Below are 19658 nucleotides of genomic sequence, written 5' to 3'. Positions count from 1 at the left end.
CAATACCAAAGAGAACACGGTGATGACAGCTACCATTCTCGTAATTCACGGCCCCAACCTGAACATGTTGGGCCGACGTGAACCCCACATCTACGGCACCACCACGCTGGCCGACATCAACACCGCCCTCCAACAGCGTGGTGCCGAGGCAGATGTTCAGGTCATCTGCATTCAATCGAACCACGAAGGGGAACTCGTCGACGCCATTCAACGCCACGGTTGGGATGCACAGGGCATTATCATCAATCCGGGCGCCCTCACGCATTATGGCCTCTCCTTGCGTGATGCCCTTGCTATGCTTTCGACGCCGATCATCGAGGTTCATCTGTCGAACGTCTATCAACGCGAAGCGTTTCGTCACACCTCGGTCATTGCCCCGATTGCACGTGGTCAGATTACCGGGTTGGGTTGGCGAGGGTATCTCTTAGCGCTGGAATGGTTATTAACTGAGCTACGTGACACGTAACAGTATCGGTGGCCTTATGCACCACCAACACAACACCGAAAGAACGCAAGAGGGGTGAACCGACGATCACCCCTCTTGCCACAGATGGCACCCGCCGGTACCTCACCTCATCGTGGAGCCGTCACTCGTCACGCTGCCAAACCGAGGCTACGTTTCTTCTCCTCAACGTCAATCCCGTGCAGGCGGGCCAGATTCAAGCCCAAAATCTTCTTCTTCGCCTCTTTCGTTAACTGGCCACAACCATAGCCTTCAACAATATCTTCGGGCAGTTCAAACTCCCAGAACGCCTTGAGTGCACCACGTGGATGCCAGATCGGCGTCTCACCACCGTAGATAATCTTATCCTCGCCGCACCAGAAGAGCAGCTTCGCCATCGTCTCGGCAAACACCCGCGGCGACCGCGTTACGAAATTGACCGTTGCCGCAATCGAGGCATAGAGGTTCGGATAGCGCACCAACTGCCAGCACACCTCATCGATGAAGGGTAAGCCAACGTGGAAGATGATAAAGTTAATCTCGGGGAAATTCGCCGCCGCACCATCCATATCCCATGCTTGGGTATGTTCGATGGGTTGTGGGCCAAGCGGCACGCCCTTATGCACACCGATGATATTGACACCTAATTCCAGCGCCTTCTCGAAGATTGGAAAGGCGACTCGTGGGTCATCCATCCGCCATGGGAAGGGCTGACCATAATCGTAGCGGACATTATAGAGCTTAAACCCGCGTGCGCCATACTCCTTCACCTGAATCTCCATCAGATCGAGCGCTTTTTTGCCCTCGAGGGGATTAATCGTCCCCAAAAGATGGCTCGATCCGGGTAGAGCCGTGCCATCTCGGCGCACCGCTCCCACGACGACAAGCCATCTTTGAACAAATCGGTCAGCGGCAGCGGTTGGGCGACGATCATATCGGTCGGGCTTTCATCAAACACCATGCGCCCGATCTCTTCAGGATGCCACTGGCGCATATACTCTTCGGGGCTGAGGGTCTTCTCACCGGGCGCATTCAGCACTTGGTGAAAGGCGTAGAGATGATCAATAAACATCTCACCCGGTTTGCCGAACGCATTCGATTTATCAAAATTAAACACGTGACAGACACAATCGAACACAAAGGCGTCTTCAATCATTGCGCACCTCCTGTTGCGCACTCCGCAGCCGAGCTTCACGTAGTGGTAGCAACTGTTCAAGTGGCAACCGCAACCGTTCACGGGCTAAAGCTGACATCCGTTCCGGTGACCAAGGTGTATCCCACGTAATGTTCACCTGCACATGCTCGACCCCGGGCAGTCGCTTCACCTCCTCTTCCATCATTTGCAGCAGATGAACGGCAAACGGACACCAACCGGTGGTAAGAATAATATCGATCCCCACCTGTGTACCGTCAACCGTTACCCGCTCAACCAGCCCCATATCGACGACACTCACCTGTCGCTCCTTGCAGCATGGGTCGTAACAGCGCCGTAGAGCGGCTATCACCTCATCGTGATCGACACCAACCGTTGTGGTTGCTAACATTGACACCTCCACCGATGCAGGCCGAATACCGAATCGAGGAGAGAACGCAAAGGAGGAACGCTACGCTGTGGAATATTAGGGGTGAAGATGGGATGAGATCTGAGACAACTATATCACATTCCGATTTGGAATACAAGGTATTTGCAAGATAACAGTGCAGAAATTTGCCTCAGTGTTTATCACATTTATCGAGAACTGATTGCGACAGTATACCAACTGCGTGCTTGTCGTTCTCGCATTGGCACATCTGCCCAAAATATGGTAGGATACAGCAAGTTAACCAACGGCGAGGGCTATCCTATGGGTCACCAAGAACACCGTCAGTCGGCAGCAGCACAAACGGCATCCATTCCTTGTGCAGTCCTCACGATTAGCGATAGCCGTACTGAAGCCACCGATGAAAGTGGGCACTTTATTCGTACTACATTGACGCAAGCCGGTCATAATGTGGTACAATATGCCGTGGTGCGAGATGAGCCGGCGCAGATCGTAGAGATGGTGCGTCGTTTTGCTGCTGAAGGGTGTAAAGTTATCATCACCAACGGCGGCACCGGAATTGCCCGACGTGACAGCACCTTTGAAGCGATTGATGCCTTGCTCGAGAAACGGTTGCCCGGCTTTGGTGAGCTATTCCGCATGCTCTCCTTCGCCGAAATTGGGCCGGCAGCAATGCTCTCACGTGCAACTGCCGGTGTCTTCGGTGAAACACTGATCTTTTGTCTACCGGGTTCACCTAACGCCGTCCAGCTCGGCATGGAACGCCTCATCTTGCCCGAACTAGCGCATTTGGTATGGGAGACGGTGCGCTAATAGCGATTTTCTGTTATAGTATGAGCATTCGTGGAACAAATCGTTCTCTTCGTTGCTGTGAGAAGGAGCCAGAGAACCCATGACGTCAGTAGAAGCCTTCCGCGGCCTGTACTACCCTAACAAGATCGGCCGACTCTGCTTCCTGTCGCTGGAGGAAGTCATGGGTCAGAACGGCGTGAAGGCCCTGCTCCGGCTTGCCGATCTGCACCAGTACATCGATGCCTATCCGCCAAACGACTTGAAGCGCGAGTTTCCCTTTGAGGCTATCTCGAAGTATTCGGTCGCGCTCGGCACGATGTACGGGCCGCGTGGAGCACGCGGTCTTGAGTTGCGCGCCGGACGGGTTGCGTTCTCGCTTGGTCTGAAGGAGTTCGGCCCGCTACTTGGGATGGCGGATTTGGCACTGAAGCTGATGCCGATCACCATGAAACTCAAGATCGTGCTGAACGCCACTGCCCAAACATTTGACCGCTTCTCCGACCAGTCGAGCCATGTCGAGGAGGAACGCGGGCGCTTTGTCTACCACATTACCCGCTGCTCAAACTGCATTACCCGACCTGAACCCGGCCCGGTGTTCTATATCGCCCGTGGTATCCTCGAAGAGGCTACCGCCTGGGTGAGCGGTGGACGCCGGTTCGCCGTTGAGCAGATCTCATGTATCGGTCAGGGGAATTGTGAGTCGTGCGCCTTTGCTATCGGTAAGGATCCATTGGAGTAACCGTATGCTCCGCTGGCTACTTCTAAAAATCATTCGGTTTTATCAAGTCGCCATCTCGCCGTGGACGCCGCCGAGCTGTATCTATACCCCCACCTGCTCGCACTACGGCTACGAGGCGATACAGAAGTACGGTGCCTTGCGTGGTGGCTGGCTGACGATTAAACGTATTGCTCGCTGCCATCCTTTCGCTCGCGGCGGTTACGATCCGGTACCGTAAGCATATTCTGAGCGCCGCGTGACTGCGGCGCTCGGTTTTTTTCTGCGCAACTTTTTCCACCGCGCCGTCGTCTATATCTTCAGCCAAGCTCGCTGTCTCTGAGCTACAGCGAGGATGTGATACCGCCGATGGTATCAGGAGTATGAACTGTGGCTGAACCATCTCGCGAGACGATTGTGCGTGCCCAACAGGGCGATCAACAGGCATTGACCGATCTGATTATTAGTCAACAGCATTATGTCTATAGCATCGCGATGAGCGTGTTGAAAAATGCTGATGACGCCGCCGATCTGACCCAAGAGGCTTTTATTCGTCTGTTTCGTACTCTTCCTCAGTACAACGGCGAAAGTCGCTTTACCACATGGCTGTACCGGCTCGTCGTGAATCTGTGCCGCGATGAACTCCGTCGACGTGGACGGCAAGCGCCGATTGTGCCACCTACCCCCGACGACGATGAGTTCGATGCCTTGCATACGGTGGCTGATACTGACCGCTTGATCGATCCTGCCCAGTCCCTAGACTTAAACCAGTTACGTCTAGAAGTACGACGAGCGCTCGAACAACTTGAACCACATTACCGGCTGGTGCTTACGCTGTATTATTTCGAGGACCTGAAGTATACCGATATTGCCGAAATCCTTGACCTACCGCTCAATACGGTCAAGAGTCACATCCGCCGCGGTAAGGAGCGATTAGCCCAACTGTTACAAGCCGATGAACCACCAACAGCGCGTGCTGTTCGTCAGCCGACACAGAAGCCGGCTGACGAACACTTGCTGTGTATTACACCGCTACGCCTGCTGCCGGGGTGGGGGAGGAGGTGAAGGATGAGCACGCCATTGCCAACACCACCAGAAGAATTGCTCGATGCAGCTCTCCGCCACGAGTTGCGGTGGGAAGCACCACCAGAGCTGACCAACCGTCTGCTACAACTGGTGCCCGGTGCAACTGTACCCCCAACCCCCGATGCACCACTGCCGCGCTGGCGTCTTTATCTTGCTTTGGGTTTGATCGTCATAACGTCACTGCTCTCAATTGTTGGCGCAGCCTATTTCTACCAGATCCTTTGGTTCCAGCTTGGTATTGACACGATCTTCACTCAACTGGAAGCATGGCCAGACCGCTTCCTCCAGATGCTGTATACGATGGTGCCCTTTGCCCGCGAAGTGATCGGTATCGCTGCTCTGATCCGTGATCAGTTGCACTGGATATTGCTGGCAGTCATTCTCTGGATACTACTCGACGCTGCCCAATCGGAACACCAGCTTGCCCACAACCAATAGCCGATAATCGTACCAACAGGTGAGGTAAGACAGGGTGGGGATAGGTGGACAACCTACCCCATCATTTATGCCGTCGGTACCGGTTCAGACCAAAGATAGCTGGCCCACTCTTCGTCCGGGTAGACCCGCTGTGGCCGCAACGGGTTGATCCGGCCATTGAGCATGGTACCGCGATGCAATTTAGGCAAACCGGTCTCTTCAACGAGCCACAGCACCCGTGCTTCATACGGACGATTCGCCGGTGGATATACCCATAGCGTTAGTTCAAGTTCAACCGCCCGCATGAGAATTGCCCGTTTGTACGAGCCGACCATCTCAACCTTCAATACCTCGGCACGTACCGGCACTGAAGTCGCTAGATCACGCTCCATCGCCTGCCGGATCAGTATATAACGACGCTCAAACCGGCGAATCGCTGTGTGTACCGGTGGAATGAGGAGCAAGGAAGTGCTGATCACGGCATACGGTAGCATCTGCCTCAGATCAAGTCGCTGCTCAGTACCATTAACCGTGCGGCAACGAAAATGGAGTGACCCTTCATCGCGTACCGGCTGGAGCTCACCAACACAGATCAATGGCCCCATCACACGCGCCAGATCCGGCATAAAGACCAGACCGGTCGTGCCGCAAATAAACCCTAACAACAAGCTGAGCGCGATTCGGGTAAACATAGTGCGTTCCTCGCGAGGATTGTGATGTTGCCGAACGCCATTGGCCGATGGAAGTACGGGTATACGAACGCAGGAAAAAGGCACTGCATCGGCCTTATCTTATGTCTGATTGTAGCACATGCAGCTTACCCGATGAAACGGAATTATCTGGCATGTGGCGAGTGAGTCAGCAATCGTTCGATTTGTTGAGCCAACCGACGTAAACTAATCGGCTTGGTGAGATAGTCAGTTGCACCGGCCAGCAAACACTGTTCACGATCACCCAGCATCGCTAGTGCCGTTACCGCAATGATCGGCGTAGTCGCATACACTGCCTGCGCCCGTAACTGACGGATGACCTCTAAGCCATCAAGTTCAGGCATCTGGATATCCATAATGATGAGATTCGGTTGCCACTCTGCTGCCATCTGTAACGCTTCACGTCCGTTCCGCGCCACACACACCTCGTAACCACAAGCTTGCAGATATTCACTCAAGACCATGAGATTCATCTCATTGTCTTCAGCAACCAGCACTCGCGCACCGTTACCCTTTCCTACTACCGGCTCAGCGGGTAAGACAGCCGAAAACGAGATTTGGCTCAATGCTTGCTTTAGCATCGCCCGATTGATCGGCTTGACGAGATACGCCGCAGCGCCTGCACTAAAACCTCGCTCCGGTTCATCAACTACCGAGACAAGGATCACGGGAATGCGGCGTAGCTCTGGATCACGTTGCAGATCGGCGAGAATCTCCCAGCCGGAGCGATCTGACATCTCGACACTGAGCACAATTAAATCAGGATGCACGGCTGCTACTTGCTCAACCGCACCATTACCATACAACCACACCACCGGCTGAATGTTTTGATCGGCGAGGTAGCGGGCTAGTTGTTCGGCAACGACGGCTGAACTTTCAATAATCAGTGCCGATCGCACCGGCGGTAATGGATCATTTGCCGCAGTATTCGATACCGCATACTGGAGTGGTTGGTAAGGTAACGTGACGGTAAATACGCTACCTGATCCCGGCGTGCTGGTAACACTCACACTACCGCCGTGAAGATCGGCCAGCCGCCTCACTAACGCCAACCCCAAGCCCGTCCCTTCGTGTTGTCGGGTGAGACTGCTGTCAAGCTGCACAAACGGCTGAAATAGTCGTGGCAACTGGTCAGGTGCAATCCCAATTCCTGTATCACTGACTGCAAACGCAATCGTTCCTTGCGCCGTATCGGTAGTCACCCGTAACTCGATCGAACCACCTTCCGATGTGAACTTAACGGCGTTGCTCAACAGATTGACCAATATCTGCTTCAAACGACGCGGATCGGCGAGGAAACGGGTATGCGGAACATCGATGACACAATGCAGCCGAATCTGTTTCTTGGCCGCTTGTTCTTTAATTAAAACTAAACTGGACTCACACACATCACTGACCGCAACCACCTCTTTGACCAGCTCCATCCGTCCTGCCTCAATCTTTGCCACATCGAGCACATCGTTGATGAGCGTTAATAGATGACGACCACTCGTTTCAATCAATTGGATTGATGCCCGTTGCCGTTCGTTGAGCGGACCGCGCAATTCTTCCAGCAAGCTCTCACTCAGGGTAAGGATGGTGTTGAGTGGCGTGCGTAACTCGTGGCTCATATTAGCGAGAAATTCATCTTTGACCCGCACCGACCGGGCCAGTTCAGCATTGGCCCGACTAAGTTCGGCAGTACGTTCCGCGACACGCTGCGCCAACAAATCACGCTCGGCTTGCAACTGCAATTCGGCAACTCGCCAGGCAGTGATGTCGCGCATCAGCACAATCGCTTCATCACCGGTCGGGATGGCTTTGACCCGCGCCTCGAAGAAGCGTTCTTGACCTGAAAAGAGCATCTCATACGCCACCGTTTGTAGTTCGCCGCTGGCAAAAGCGGCTATCAATGCCGAGTGAAGCTGGCTAATCACTTCTGAACTCAGCACATCGCTCAAGTCTTCCAACGTCTGGTTCAGAATTTCTGCCGGTGGTTTGAGCAAACTGTTCGTATTGCTGGCCGCAACATCGATAATCCGTCCTTCCCGGTTGAGGCGAAATACGATATCGGGTAACGTACTAACGATCAAGTGATTCCGTTGTTCGCTCGCCCGTAGTTGAGCTTCTTGCCGCCCAACGACAATGGCAAAGGCAATATCCTGCACCAGTTCCCTCAGCAACTTAACTTCCGCTGTATCAAAAAATCCCGGCTGAGCGGCATACAAACTGAGCGTGGCATATACTTCACCATCAACCACTATTGGAAAACTCGCCAATGCACGATACCCTAAACGTAACGCCGACTCACGCCATATCGCTACCCGCCGATCGTTAGCAACATCGTTGACAATGATCGCCTGCTTGAGGAGCAATGCTTGCGCTGTGGGACAGGGATTATCTTCGGTTAACGCAATATCGAGTTGGGCAAGATAATCATCTGCCTTACCGGCAACTGCAACCGGCTCAAGACGGTTATTCGTCGTATTCCGTAACCCTACCCACGCCATCCGAAAACCACCCTGTTTCACGGCAATTTGGCAGACTGCCTGAAAGATACGCAGTGGTTCACGTTCGCGAATAATCATTTGGTTGATGGCACTAAGCAGGGCGTAGGTCCGCGTGAGCCGACGCTGGCGAACTTCGTGACGCTGGCGCACACCAACGAAGAGAAAAAAGATCGCTACACTACCTACCGCCAACACACTACGCCGTATGGCATCCCCATCTAACCAACGCTGTGGATAGGTCGGTCCGGGACGGACCGCAACTTGCCATACGCGACCATAACGTGATAGTTCGTGAATAATGATTGCCTCACGCACATAGCTCACCGGGTCGGGTACTGTATCGACCTGCGTTGTCGCTAACGAATGAAAGGCGAGGGGACGAGGTGGCACTGCACTTGCATCAATCAGAAGGATGTCGAAATCGGGGGCAGCGATAGGTTGTAGCGCCTGTTTGAGCAGCTCTGCCGGTGATACGAGCATCAAGACCACACCTTGAATCCGTTGCCGTCGCTCCTCCACGGTTTGCGGAGGTGGGCCAGACGTATAAACCGGCATGATCAAGAGCACAGCCGGCGATTCGACATCGGTCGCATAGGGCTGAATCAGCCCTGTCATCACCACTTGTCCACTATCACGTGCCTGGTACAACGCATCGCGTCGGTATGGCTCCATAGCCATATCCATCCCCAACAATGCACGACGAGTCGCGAACGGTTCAACGTAGATCAGCGGGTAATATTCATCGCGGACTGCGGTTGGTGGCCCCGTAACACCCGGTTCGCGAATTACAAAGTCGGGTATCCCACGCTCCTGCTGATCATACTCAAAGTTTAACCGCTCGGCCTGTCGTACCCGACGCACCCATCCCACCGACTGCACCGCCGGTAGTTGTTCGAGGATCATGCGCCCAAAAACACTAAACTCGTGCTGTTCTACAAACTGTGACGCATAAAAGAATGCACTCAGGCTCTGCATCGCCTGTTCGTAGCGGAGCAAACGATCATCAATAACGCTCACTATTTCGTCTGCTTCGGACTGCACCTTTGTTGCGTAACGCTGCTGTGCATCGCGCCAAACGAGCTGGAGGGTAAGCAATAACAACGCTAGCAGTAGACTACTTACCGGCCACAGCCACGGCTCACGTATTGGTTTTCGTCGCCAATAGGTAACAGCTAAAACCACCCAAGGTGCGACCAACCAAACGCCGGTCAGGAGATTGAGCCACCATTGGAGAGCAGCGATCCACAGATCGGATACCACCACCACATCTAGGGCAGTTAGTACCGTTAACCATAACACCGGCACCGGTAGTACAGCCAGCGCCAGCAATCCGCACGTATGCAACCCCCAGCGCAACGAAGCGGGTGGCAGTGAACGACCAAATCGGCACACTAACCAACCGGCCAACCACGCCTGCCCTACGGCGCTGAAGGCAAACAGCATCGTCACGGTGATCAGGAGGTACGGCTCAAGGCCTAGTTGCCAACATACGACGCTCCATCCGACGAGCATCCCAAAGAGGACCGGCCAAAGCGCCCGGTTCCCAAAGGCCAATACGCCACCGATTGACAACCCGGTAGCAAACCACACTAATAGGGTATCAGAGCGCACCAACGCAAGCTGTACGTCTAGCCAGATGAGTACAGCATATACAAGGCTGAAACCAAACAGATAGCGCTGGTACAACCGGTCCATAGGTAAAACTCCGGTAGGAAGGCAAAAAAGCCTTCTCTACTACCAGAGTGTATCGTAGCACAGCTAATCGGCTGCTGCCAATGTTGGCGACGGCTCTGCTAGTTGACGGTATGAGCCGGCAAAATAGAGCAATGGCTCTCCTTCGGGGGCACGTCTGAGCGCAACGACCTGACCAAGAACGATTACATGATCACCACCATCAAGAATCCGATCACGTCGGCATACAAGTGTGGCCAGACTATCGTGCAACACCGGCGCCCCGGCTAGTTCGGTAAATAGGATTTCGAGATCGGGCTGTAGACGCCCGGCAAAATGACGTGCTATCGCTTCCTGATCGGTCCGCAGAATATTGACGGCAAAGTGCGTTGCTGCACTAATCACCGGAGCCATCCGTGCCTTACGGTCAACGCAAACCAACAAGAGTAGTGGCTCGAGGGAAACCGATGTCAAGGAATTAGCCGTCATCCCCCGCACCTGTTTACCATCATCTGCCGTAATAACGGTGACACCGGTGGCAAAGAGACCGATCGTTGCTCGATACTCTCGTGGATCAATCGTCATAGAATAGCTCTACCCATTTCAAAATATCTTCCTTATGGAAGTATACGCCAATTCGGTGTCAGCGTAAAATAGTGAAAGTCCCAGTTGTCTCTTTATAGGCTCTGTGCTATGCTGTACTGAACGGGCTACTGTCGTAAGATCGGTTTGTGTAGAACAGGTGCCACTATGACCATCACCGACCGCATGCTGACCGGTGCCATCGCCAACAACCCCGGCAACTACCATGGCGATGGCGAATGGCGCTACTCAATCACCCAGCGCACCCTCTACTTCAGTAAAGCCACCGCGCCCGATCCACGCGATCAGGAGCCATTCTTCTCGCTCCCATCACTCAATCCTGACGGATCGGGGCGAATGGAACGAGCATTTCGCCAGTTCATTCGCCGGCGTTGGCCACCGAGCCGTTGCGCGGAGATCGAGAAGTTCGCGGAACGGAAGGGATGGCATTTGGCTATGGAACTCAAATATGGTGGTGGTGCGCTTGAAGATCACGAAGCGGCAGAATGGCAATATGTGGTAAACCGCGAATTGCAGCGACTAGCCGCAGAAGTCCGCGCTCGCATTGCCGAACTCGAAGCACAGGCTAACCAACCTGACCCGACACCTGCATCTGGCGAGTAAACGTCCACCCAAGCCAGCGGTAGACCAACGTCGCCGTAATCGTGTAAGCCTCGCCGATGTGTGCTATGCCGATCAATGGCACCTCGGCTTCCAACGCTTCACCATCAACGGTCACACTCCCTGTGGCGCCACCGGTGAATTGCAAATCAAAAATGACATTCACCGGTCGGCCGCCTGCACTATATCCCCAACTGAGCATTGCATACACCGGCCCGATTCCGCTGAGACTCGTGATCCGTGGATTGCGCAGTCGTGCCGGAATAAGCGCCCCCCGCACCGTCATAATAGTGACGACCGACCAAAACGAGAGCCAAAACCCGCGTTGTAAGGCTTTCGTATTCATAGCACAATCTTCCTCTGTGCCGGGTCGCTATGCTGACGATAGAGAATGGCAGTATGACCAATCGTTGCCACCAATTCAGCACCTGTTGTCGCGACAATCGCCTCTAACAACGGCTCTTTCAGATCTTTGTAATCAAGAAAGCGCATCTTGATCAATTCGTGAGCGTCGAGTTCTTGTTCAATCTTCGAGAGCACATTTTCAGTCAGTCCATGCTTACCGATCATAACCGTCACCGGCAACGGATGGGCGAGCCGACGTAAATACGCACGTTGAGCGGGTTTCATCACGGTGCAACCTCCTCGACCGGGGCTGAAGTCGTATCGTAACGTCCACAAAGATCGTTGAGGCGTACTCGCAGCACATCGCGCAGATTACGCCACGAATCGCGTAATGGGTTCACCTTTGTTTCGGCGCCATAGCGCCAAATAACCGGAATCTCAGCAATCGAATAGCCACGCCGTCGGGCAAGAAACAGCAATTCTACATCGTAGGCGGTGACGGCCGGACCACGGACCACCGGGGCATCATCGCCGTAAATGCGCATCCGTTTAAAGAGATCACAGGCTACGTCACGACGCAATGCCTTGAAGCCGCATTGGGTATCGTTAATCCCACGTAGGGCAAGCATCTGGATGATCCAGTTAAACACTCGGCCCATTACGTGACGATACCACGGTTCACCTTCACGCGATGCACCGAGACCTTCACGCGAGCCAATTGCGATCGGATAACCGGCCTCAATTGCAGCCCGCAACCGCGACCATTCTTCAATCGGTACTGCCAGATCAGCATCGCAGAGTAAAATAATCGAACCCCGCGCGGTTAAAGCACCGGCCCGTACCGCAAAACCTTTTCCCCGATGCTCGCAGCGTAACACGGTCACGCCGGGAGTTGTCGCTGCGATCTCAGCAGTCCGATCGTCGCTTCCATCATCAACAACGATCACCTCGGCGGTATACGGTTCGTGGGCGAGAAACGCCATGATGGTTGCGAGGGTAGATGGTAGGCGTCGCTCCTCGTTGTAGGCAGGAATAACAATCGATAGGAATGGGGCATCAATGGTCGTCATGGGAATCTCGCATAGCTAGAGCGATCTACCGCGGCAATGAACGTGGCTGTTTCGTGGACCTTAGCAGCGCGACGGGCAAGAAAGCGGGGTAACGCACGTAAACCGTCAAACTGACCGCGCAAACGTGCCCGTGCAGCCGGTTCGCGAATATGGCGCAGACTGTGGAGGGCAAACCGCAGTTGGGAAAGAAGCAAAGCTGGCCAATAGCGACGGGCCAACGGAGTGGGCATATTCTTTACCCACACCAACGGCATGTTGCGGCCACAATAATAACTTGCCAAGACGCCACCACCACTCGCACTCAGCCGATGATACACCACCGCTGTCGGCACAAAAATCGTGCGCAACCCCCTTCGTCGCGCACGCAAGTTCAGATCAACGTCTTCGCAGTACATCACCAGTTCTTCGTCGAATACATACCCATCTGTGGCAAGCAACTCCAAAGCGCTTCGCCGATACGCCGCTGCGCCGGCACACGGCCCAAACACTTCGACAAATACATCGTATTGACCACGATCAACTTCCCACACACCGCGATTACCTGGCTCACCGTTCAATCGGTAAAAATCACCGGCTGAATGGAGTACGTGACGCCGATCAAACAATCGCAACTTCGAGGCGGCAAAAGCAAACTGCGGCCAACGTTCGAGCGCACCGATCAACGCTGCCAACCATTGTGGATCGGCCTCTGTGTCATTGTTGAGCAGTACCACAAACGGCCGATCCGTCTGCGCCAAAGCGACATTGACGGCAGCCGCAAAACCGCGATTCTGGGGCAACTGCACCACTTGCACTTCAGGATAACGGGACCGGATCAGTGCGACCGAGTCATCGGTGCTCGCGTCATCAACCACCGTTACCTGAAAATCACGCCGTGTCTGCGCCCGCAATGAGTCGAGGCACGTCGGTAATAACTCACGTCCGTTGTAATTAGGAATGATGACATCGATCATGGTCATACGTGCGCAGACCGCAGACGCTCCAGATAATCGGCAACGGCCTCCTGCCACGGACGGAAGGTAATCCCGAGTGCAGCCCCGGCGATATTCGCCAACGGTGTGTAGGGTGGCGGGGTACTATCGCGCTGAAAATCACGTAACCGGATCGGTAGCAGCGGCATATCAATCCTCGCTTGGCGCAAGATCTCGGCGGCAAACTCATAGCGCGAACATATCCCGTCGTTGACAAAATGATACGTTCCATAATAATCGGTCGTAATCAAGCGCGCCAAACCTGCCGCTACATCGCCGGCATAGGTCGGACTGCCGATCTCGTCAGCAACCATACGGAGTACGCCGTTTGGCGGATTAGCGGCTAAGCGTAACACCGTTCGCACAAAATTACGTTCACCACCGAACAACCACGCAACCCGCACGATAAAGTGGCGCGCCACGAGAAAACGAACTTCCTGTTCACCGGCCAATTTGCTCTGCCCATAGGGATTGATCGGTCCGGTGGGGTCATCTTCATAGTATGGACGATGGCTCGTACCGGCAAACACCTCATTGGTGCTGATATAGACCATCGCTGCATCAATTCGACGGCAACCGAGCGCCACATAGCGCGTACCCAACCCGTTTACCCGATAGGCTAGTAGGGGATCACGAGCACAGCCGTCAACATTGGTATAGGCAGCAGCGTGGATAACAACCTCTGCCCGCGTGTTCGCGATCTGATCAACCGTGGCCGGGTTGGACAACTCGAGTTGATCGTGACCCAACGCGACAACATCGTGATGACCGGCGAGCGTTGCGATCAATGCACGCCCCAACTGACCATTTGCTCCGGTAATCGCAATTCGCACGCTCCGACTCCTTCTTCGCACATACCTAAAGCAACAGGGTAGCAGAAGAGCCGGATAGCGTCAACTCGAAGGTAGCGTTGGCACTGGAGAGACATTGCTTTGTTCACCTTCAGCAAAGGGGAAACGCAATTCGATACAGAGGCCAGGCTGGTCGACCCGGTTCCAGACCCAATAGCTGCCACCAAACGCCAGTGCAATACGTGCAACTTGGGCCAATCCTAGCCCCATTCCCTCAACTTGACCGGTAAAACTGCGCTCAACTTGATAGTACGGCTGCCAAATCTTGCGCAGTTGCTCAGGTGGTAGATGGATACCATCATCACAAAACAATAACCGCACCTGATCATGGTCTGGATTGGTCGTGACCCGTATCATAATGACCGGATGACGTTGGGGATGGAACTTGATAGCATTGTCGCATAACTCATATAAAATCTGTTCCAGACTACGGCGCGAAATGCGTAACCGCCGTGTATCAAGTTCCGGATCAAGGCTGAGGTTTACACTTCGGATGTGCAAATCTTGACTAATCGTAGCGATCATATTGGGAAGATCGAATACAGTGCAGGTATCAAAATGGTATGCATCGCTTGGACTATCAATGTAGCGCAGAATATCATTGATTTCACTTTCCAGTCGGTGCGCACCACTAAGGGCAATCGCGGCAATATTACGCGCCATTGAGCGGTCAATTTGCTCGATATTGTCATGTAAAATATTCAATCCTCCAATAATACTCACTAATGGCGTGCGCAACTTGTGCGAGATAGCCGTGTGAAAGGTCCACATATCACGTTCCGTTGTAACTTCTCTAGTTATGTCTCGGAATGTCACCACAATTTGATCATCAGACGGATGGATGATCGCCGTTTCGACACTCAACCACTGTTCAGGGCTATGTAACGTCTCAGGATGCATGAGAAAGCGTTGGATATCGACCGGCAATGGCCACCGTTCCCACGCTTCTGGTGGGATCAATCGATAACGCTGCGCAACCAATTCGCGCAACGATTGCGACGATTGCTCGTTAGGGGCAAGACCGAGATAGGAACGGGCACAGGCATTGACATAGACAATCCGGTCATCGCGATCAACAATGAGGTAGGGGCTATCAGAATTCTCAATCACCCACTCAAACCGTGCTCGTTCGGCATTCACCCGAGCTTGTTCTTGCAACAGACGGCGATAGCGGTTGAGGCGAAGAATGGTCGTGATCCGAGCTTGCATCTCGCCGAGATCAAACGGCTTGGCGATGAACTCATCAGCACCGACTTCAAACCCGCGGATCTTCGCTTCACGGTCGTGTAATGCGGTAATCATCACAATCGGAATCTGCGCAAGTATGGGGTCTTCGCGTAATGTCCGACACACCTCAAACCCGCTCATATCGGGCAGCATAACGTCTAGCAAGATGAGATCGGGCTTGTATTGTCTTGCCAAATGCAGTGCCTCGTCACCACGCTGCACGACCAGCAGGCGAAGGCTAAGAGGGGCGACTATTGCAGTGAGCAGATCGTGAATCTGCTCATCATCATCAACTATGAGGATTGTATTTTGCTCCATGGTTATATCCTACCATGGAGTGATTACCATGCGTGTGACAAAATTGTTGCCTTATGCAAACTTCAAATCGGCTCTAACCCACTACGGGTTGTACGAACGATACTCAGCAATTCGTCATCGCTGAGTGGGCAACCGTTCTGCTCCCACCATTGCCGGTACCACGTTAAATTAGCGGTAAAGGCTCGGATTACCTCGTCCCGGGTGAGTGGCGGTACTTTGCGTCGAAGGGCTTCACGTGCCTCTTGCCGATCACTTTCAGTCAGGTCAGGGAGTGATTCGAGGATCCGGTCGGCCCGCAAGAGGAATAATTCGCGCTCAATTGTCGGAAACTCATCACCGATTTGGCGAATGTTGCCGAGGTACGCAATCGTGCGCTGGCGCGGTTGTCCGCGCTCGTCACGATAACTCTCGACGAGATATGCATCGTGAAAGTTGGTATTAGCTATCTCGGCATTTTTATGCCTTCTCACCACCCAACGGATATACATAACACCAACTCCTGCTCTGGCTGTAGGCAGATATGCAATTCTTGATTTGTTCGGTACCTATCTCGTTGTCTCGTGTAAACCGTACAACTACTCTCATTGAGCGTGGTGTTTGCTCACACCTTCCCAACCGTTCTTGTGGAGTTTTATCGAGGTTTGATCTTGTTTGCCTATTATAACATATTCAGCCGATTTTGGCATGTATTTTTGCTTAAAAATCAAAAAATTGTCTGAAAAACCCTTTTTGTAGCACGAGCAGATCACGCAAACAAGACGAGCAACGAACCATTGAGCCGCTCAGGTTCGATCCCCGACTCGCTCATCATCACCAATTCAACTCACGCTCATGCACAAATAACCGGTGACCGTGCCTCACGCAATTGTGAGGATCGGTCACCGGTTTGGTCACTGTTCCGGTCTATGCTTAACGCAAGATCACCGGTATCAATAGGCGATAGATGGATTGGAGCACTGGGCTATGGAGGGCAAACTCGTTACGCCCACCGCCAGCCTCGATTTCAACCAGCCAGTAGTGATAGCTCACGTCAGGCCGGGCCGTGCGGTCGAACCACTGATAGCTTTCACCACCGCCTGCACTACCTCGTGCCGGAATTGGTGTCGTGAAGAGTTGCACTGCATCTGCCCGATTGTCACTCGTACTGCGCAGGATCACGAAGCCGAGCGTATCCCGCTCGCTACCGGTTACCCAGCGCAGCAACACTCCGTTGTTCTGGCGCTCGGCGGTGAAGCTGAGCAACGTAATCGCTGTCGGCGGCACCGGCTGGTGGATACCTGCCCACCAACTGAGATCGGTTGCACTGTAACCGAGCGTAAAGATTGCTGTGCGCTGCGTGTTCGGATCGACATCGCTATCCTGTCCCCTGTCACCGCCTTGCATTGGTGGGCTAAAGACCCAGCCACCCGGTAGTTCAAACTCCAGATAGTAGCTTCCCGGCGGTAAATTGGTAAACAGGTAGCGACCATTACTATCGGTCACGACGGTATCAACCAGGGTACCATCAGCCCGATACAGCCTGACCGTAACTCCGCTGACACCCTCCTCACCACTCTCAGCAATGCCATTGGCATTGCGGTCGTGCCAGACTCGATTACCCAACGTCGCCGGTTTGTACAATCCGGCATCCCACGTTAGATCGGTGGTGCCACTCGTGAGAGAGAAGGTGGTGGTGGCACCAGTGACCGGATCGATGTCCGAATCGGTGTTGTCATTACTGCCCCGATTCGCTGCCGTGATCACATAACCGGTCAGTGGCGTCACCGTGATCGTGTACGTACCCGGCTGCACGTTGTCGAACCGGTAGAACCCACCGCCGCCGGTGGTCGTGGTCAGGTTGACCGCTACGCCGGCACCGGTTGTCCCATTCAATGTCACGGTCACGCCATCAATCCCCAGCTCGCCGGTATCTTGCACCCCGTTCCCGTTCACGTCCTCCCAGACAAAGTTGCCCACGCTAGCCGGTTGGTAGAGACCGGCGTCCCACGTCAGTGCAACATCACCGCCGAGAATGGTGAAACTATCGGTTGTCCCGCTCGGATTGAGGTCTGAATCGGTGCTGTCATCACCACCTCGATTTTTTGCCGAGATTACATACCCATCTGGCGGCATCACCGTGATTGTGTACGTGCCCGGCTGCACGTTGTCAAACCGGTAGGTGCCGTTCGCATCGGTAACGATGGTTCGATCAACCGTGTTCCCATCAATGTCGGTACCGGTTAGCCGCACGGTCACGCCTGTAATCCCCGGCTCGCCAGCATCTTGCACCCCGTTCCCGTTAGTATCCAGCCACACCCGATCACCCACACTGGCCGGCAAGAGCAGACCGGCGTCCCAATCCCAAGCGATCGTATCCTCGAGCGAGAAGACGGCGGTCATGCCGGTGACCGGATCAGCATCCGAGTCAACCGTGTCATCAGCGCCTTGATCGGCAGCGGTGAAGCGCGCCCCCGTTGGCAATTCACTAAAGACCAGATAGTAGTCGCCCGGCAGCAGATCAGTAAACTCGTAGAAGCCATTGCCATCGGTGAACTGCGTCCTTACCTCCATATCGTCAGCCGTGCCGGCAATGCCGTCAGTGCCAACGTAGTAGAGGGTAACTCGCACATTCGCCACTCCCGGCTCTTCGGCGTCTTGCCGGCCATCACCATTGCGGTCACTCCAAACCGTATCACCCACCACCGCCGGCCGGAAGATGCCGAAGTCGATGGTCAGATTGCTGTCGCTCCCGTCGCCATCAACGGCCGTATCCGGCTCGCTGTCAGGCCGCAGCTCGATCAAGCTGCTGACGATGTTGAAGTCCGAGTCGGCATCCGCCTGTCGCGTACCGTTATCGTCGTTATCGCGATCGGTGTTGGTATCAGGCGCCGGCTCATATGGCCCAGCCGCTAGCGAGAAGTCGCCAGTGCTGCTGCGATAGCCATACCAGAAGCCGTCGATGCCGAATTGCCGTCCCGGCAAGACCACGAAGTAGTTGCCTTGCGGCAAGCCGGCAAAGCGGTAATTGCCATTGCTATCAGTCCACGTTGTACCCACTTGTAGATCATCCGCATCCCACGTCCCGTTGCCGTTGCTGTCACGGTAGAGCCGGACTTGCACCCCGCTCGCACCGCTCTCGCCGCTATCCACCACACCGTTATTGTTGGTATCGACCCAGACCAGATTACCGAGGCTCAACAACGGATACAGACCGGCATCGCGCGACAGATCGCTCTGGCCGCTGGTGAGTGCAAAGACATCGGTGGCACCGCCGCTCGTGATGACATCACTATCAGCGGTATCATCGCTGCCTTGATCAGCCGGGCTGAAGGTCAATCCAGCCGGAATATCGCTAAAGGTCAGCCGGTAGCTACCCGGCGGCAGGTTATCAAAGAGGTACTCACCGTTACTGCCGGTGGTCATGGTTCGGCTGATATCATCCGCCGTGCCAAACACGCCATCCGGCCCGGCCCCGGTCAGAGTGACGGTCACACCGCTGATACCGGATTCGCTGGCATCTTGCACGCCGTCGCCGTTCACATCGCGCCAGACGAAGTTGCCCACGCTAGCCGGTTGGTAGAGACCGGCGTCCCACGTCAAGTCTTCCTCACCCGACACCAACTCTGTCGCGCTCATCGCGCCACTCGTCGGGTCAGCGTCCGAATCCACCGCATCATCTGCACCCTGATTGGCCGCCGTGAACTCGTACCCGCTCGGTCGGCTCACTGTCACCGTGTATGTCCCCGGAGTAAGGTTGTCGAACCGGTAGAACCCACCGCCGCCGGTGGTCGTGGTCAGGTTGACCGCTACGCCGGCACCGGTTGTCCCATT

At 54.4% G+C, this 19658-nt stretch carries 21 protein-coding genes; 7 read left to right on the top strand and 14 right to left on the bottom strand.

The genetic code is table 11. The annotated features are described in order from the left end of the window. Positions 1-22 precede the first annotated feature (22 nt). Entirely contained in the window at positions 23-466 is a 444-nt protein-coding gene (gene aroQ / locus AC01ZF_RS04150) for a type II 3-dehydroquinate dehydratase (protein WP_424674504.1), read from the top strand. A gap of 128 nt (positions 467-594) precedes the next feature. On the opposite strand, the gene AC01ZF_RS04145 is transcribed toward aroQ, so the two are convergent. Genes AC01ZF_RS04145 through AC01ZF_RS04135 form a run of 3 tightly spaced genes read right to left on the bottom strand, consistent with a single transcriptional unit; the run spans position 595 to position 1986 of the window. Then, positions 595-1269: an amidohydrolase family protein gene (locus tag AC01ZF_RS04145; RefSeq protein ID WP_476575137.1), complete on the bottom strand. Its 675-nt coding sequence runs from the start codon at positions 1267-1269 to the stop codon at positions 595-597. Beyond that, a complete protein-coding gene (locus AC01ZF_RS04140; protein ID WP_428131952.1) occupies positions 1224-1598 on the bottom strand; it encodes a hypothetical protein in 375 nt (124 codons plus the stop codon). The genes AC01ZF_RS04145 and AC01ZF_RS04140 overlap by 46 nt, the downstream gene beginning before the upstream one ends. Beyond that, positions 1591-1986: a metal-sulfur cluster assembly factor gene (locus AC01ZF_RS04135; protein ID WP_424674507.1), complete on the bottom strand. Its 396-nt coding sequence runs from the start codon at positions 1984-1986 to the stop codon at positions 1591-1593. The genes AC01ZF_RS04140 and AC01ZF_RS04135 overlap by 8 nt, the downstream gene beginning before the upstream one ends. A 300-nt stretch (positions 1987-2286) precedes the next feature. On the opposite strand from AC01ZF_RS04135, the gene AC01ZF_RS04130 reads away from it, so the two are divergent. From AC01ZF_RS04130 to AC01ZF_RS04110, 5 genes are all read left to right on the top strand, one after another. Next, entirely contained in the window at positions 2287-2796 is a 510-nt protein-coding gene (locus tag AC01ZF_RS04130) for a MogA/MoaB family molybdenum cofactor biosynthesis protein (RefSeq protein ID WP_424674508.1), read from the top strand. A 79-nt stretch (positions 2797-2875) separates the two neighbouring features. Further along, positions 2876-3514 carry a 4-vinyl reductase gene (locus AC01ZF_RS04125; RefSeq protein ID WP_287904450.1) on the top strand — a complete coding sequence of 213 codons (639 nt, stop codon included), beginning with the start codon at positions 2876-2878 and terminating at the stop codon, positions 3512-3514. 4 nt (positions 3515-3518) lie between these two features. Continuing rightward, entirely contained in the window at positions 3519-3731 is a 213-nt protein-coding gene (gene yidD, locus AC01ZF_RS04120) for a membrane protein insertion efficiency factor YidD (RefSeq protein ID WP_424674509.1), read from the top strand. A gap of 149 nt (positions 3732-3880) precedes the next feature. Continuing rightward, positions 3881-4555, top strand: coding sequence for an RNA polymerase sigma factor (locus tag AC01ZF_RS04115; protein WP_424674510.1), 675 nt, complete (start codon positions 3881-3883; stop codon positions 4553-4555). A gap of 3 nt (positions 4556-4558) precedes the next feature. Then, positions 4559-5014 (top strand): anti-sigma factor, encoded by a 456-nt coding sequence (locus AC01ZF_RS04110; protein ID WP_424674511.1) that lies wholly within the window; start codon positions 4559-4561, stop codon positions 5012-5014. A 65-nt stretch (positions 5015-5079) separates the two neighbouring features. Here AC01ZF_RS04110 and AC01ZF_RS04105 read toward each other — a convergent pair whose 3' ends face one another. The 3 genes from AC01ZF_RS04105 to AC01ZF_RS04095 form a co-directional block, all read right to left on the bottom strand. Continuing rightward, complete coding sequence (locus AC01ZF_RS04105; protein ID WP_424674512.1) at positions 5080-5685, bottom strand: hypothetical protein; 606 nt, start codon at positions 5683-5685, stop codon at positions 5080-5082. Between the two features lie 143 nt (positions 5686-5828). Beyond that, a complete protein-coding gene (locus tag AC01ZF_RS04100; protein WP_476575136.1) occupies positions 5829-9887 on the bottom strand; it encodes a response regulator in 4059 nt (1352 codons plus the stop codon). 63 nt (positions 9888-9950) lie between these two features. Continuing rightward, the gene (locus AC01ZF_RS04095) at positions 9951-10448 is read right to left on the bottom strand and encodes a flavin reductase family protein (RefSeq protein WP_428111287.1); all 498 of its coding nucleotides are present in this window, start codon (positions 10446-10448) and stop codon (positions 9951-9953) included. Between the two features lie 165 nt (positions 10449-10613). Between AC01ZF_RS04095 and AC01ZF_RS04090 the strand changes: the two genes are divergently transcribed. Further along, positions 10614-11069 (top strand): hypothetical protein, encoded by a 456-nt coding sequence (locus AC01ZF_RS04090; RefSeq protein ID WP_424674515.1) that lies wholly within the window; start codon positions 10614-10616, stop codon positions 11067-11069. Here the strand turns inward: AC01ZF_RS04090 and AC01ZF_RS04085 are convergent. The 8 genes from AC01ZF_RS04085 to AC01ZF_RS04050 form a co-directional block, all read right to left on the bottom strand. Then, positions 11032-11412, bottom strand: coding sequence for a hypothetical protein (locus AC01ZF_RS04085; protein WP_424674516.1), 381 nt, complete (start codon positions 11410-11412; stop codon positions 11032-11034). The genes AC01ZF_RS04090 and AC01ZF_RS04085 overlap by 38 nt on opposite strands. Next, a complete protein-coding gene (locus AC01ZF_RS04080; RefSeq protein WP_424674525.1) occupies positions 11409-11696 on the bottom strand; it encodes a YhbY family RNA-binding protein in 288 nt (95 codons plus the stop codon). Before AC01ZF_RS04080 ends, AC01ZF_RS04085 begins: the two co-directional genes overlap by 4 nt. Next, positions 11696-12481 carry a dolichyl-phosphate beta-glucosyltransferase gene (locus AC01ZF_RS04075; protein ID WP_424674517.1) on the bottom strand — a complete coding sequence of 262 codons (786 nt, stop codon included), beginning with the start codon at positions 12479-12481 and terminating at the stop codon, positions 11696-11698. Before AC01ZF_RS04075 ends, AC01ZF_RS04080 begins: the two co-directional genes overlap by 1 nt. Further along, positions 12478-13440: a glycosyltransferase family 2 protein gene (locus tag AC01ZF_RS04070; RefSeq protein ID WP_476575135.1), complete on the bottom strand. Its 963-nt coding sequence runs from the start codon at positions 13438-13440 to the stop codon at positions 12478-12480. Before AC01ZF_RS04070 ends, AC01ZF_RS04075 begins: the two co-directional genes overlap by 4 nt. Beyond that, positions 13437-14285: a dTDP-4-dehydrorhamnose reductase gene (rfbD, locus tag AC01ZF_RS04065; RefSeq protein WP_424674518.1), complete on the bottom strand. Its 849-nt coding sequence runs from the start codon at positions 14283-14285 to the stop codon at positions 13437-13439. The genes AC01ZF_RS04070 and rfbD overlap by 4 nt, the downstream gene beginning before the upstream one ends. A gap of 60 nt (positions 14286-14345) precedes the next feature. Next, positions 14346-15848, bottom strand: coding sequence for an ATP-binding response regulator (locus tag AC01ZF_RS04060; RefSeq protein WP_424674519.1), 1503 nt, complete (start codon positions 15846-15848; stop codon positions 14346-14348). A gap of 62 nt (positions 15849-15910) precedes the next feature. Beyond that, positions 15911-16336, bottom strand: coding sequence for a hypothetical protein (locus tag AC01ZF_RS04055; protein ID WP_287904481.1), 426 nt, complete (start codon positions 16334-16336; stop codon positions 15911-15913). Between the two features lie 421 nt (positions 16337-16757). Next, positions 16758-19658: SdrD B-like domain-containing protein (locus tag AC01ZF_RS04050; protein ID WP_476575134.1), on the bottom strand; the 2901-nt coding region annotated here is incomplete at its 5' end.

This window comes from Chloroflexus sp., from assembly GCF_056331925.1.
The sequence above is the reverse complement of the archived record's forward strand: the minus strand, read 5'-3'. Positions and strand labels throughout refer to the sequence as shown.

Bases quoted from the DNA above. Each gene is read 5' to 3' on its own strand.
- aroQ (WP_424674504.1), top strand. From the start codon at position 23: ATGACAGCTACCATTCTCGTAATTCACGGCCCCAACCTGAACATGTTG.
- AC01ZF_RS04140 (WP_428131952.1), bottom strand. From the start codon at position 1,598: ATGATTGAAGACGCCTTTGTGTTCGATTGTGTCTGTCACGTGTTTAAT.
- AC01ZF_RS04135 (WP_424674507.1), bottom strand. From the start codon at position 1,986: ATGTTAGCAACCACAACGGTTGGTGTCGATCACGATGAGGTGATAGCC.
- AC01ZF_RS04130 (WP_424674508.1), top strand. From the start codon at position 2,287: ATGGGTCACCAAGAACACCGTCAGTCGGCAGCAGCACAAACGGCATCC.
- AC01ZF_RS04125 (WP_287904450.1), top strand. From the start codon at position 2,876: ATGACGTCAGTAGAAGCCTTCCGCGGCCTGTACTACCCTAACAAGATC.
- yidD (WP_424674509.1), top strand. From the start codon at position 3,519: ATGCTCCGCTGGCTACTTCTAAAAATCATTCGGTTTTATCAAGTCGCC.
- AC01ZF_RS04110 (WP_424674511.1), top strand. From the start codon at position 4,559: ATGAGCACGCCATTGCCAACACCACCAGAAGAATTGCTCGATGCAGCT.
- AC01ZF_RS04105 (WP_424674512.1), bottom strand. From the start codon at position 5,685: ATGTTTACCCGAATCGCGCTCAGCTTGTTGTTAGGGTTTATTTGCGGC.
- AC01ZF_RS04100 (WP_476575136.1), bottom strand. From the start codon at position 9,887: ATGGACCGGTTGTACCAGCGCTATCTGTTTGGTTTCAGCCTTGTATAT.
- AC01ZF_RS04095 (WP_428111287.1), bottom strand. From the start codon at position 10,448: ATGACGATTGATCCACGAGAGTATCGAGCAACGATCGGTCTCTTTGCC.
- AC01ZF_RS04090 (WP_424674515.1), top strand. From the start codon at position 10,614: ATGACCATCACCGACCGCATGCTGACCGGTGCCATCGCCAACAACCCC.
- AC01ZF_RS04085 (WP_424674516.1), bottom strand. From the start codon at position 11,412: ATGAATACGAAAGCCTTACAACGCGGGTTTTGGCTCTCGTTTTGGTCG.
- AC01ZF_RS04080 (WP_424674525.1), bottom strand. From the start codon at position 11,696: ATGAAACCCGCTCAACGTGCGTATTTACGTCGGCTCGCCCATCCGTTG.
- AC01ZF_RS04075 (WP_424674517.1), bottom strand. From the start codon at position 12,481: ATGACGACCATTGATGCCCCATTCCTATCGATTGTTATTCCTGCCTAC.
- AC01ZF_RS04070 (WP_476575135.1), bottom strand. From the start codon at position 13,440: ATGACCATGATCGATGTCATCATTCCTAATTACAACGGACGTGAGTTA.
- AC01ZF_RS04060 (WP_424674519.1), bottom strand. From the start codon at position 15,848: ATGGAGCAAAATACAATCCTCATAGTTGATGATGATGAGCAGATTCAC.
- AC01ZF_RS04055 (WP_287904481.1), bottom strand. From the start codon at position 16,336: ATGTATATCCGTTGGGTGGTGAGAAGGCATAAAAATGCCGAGATAGCT.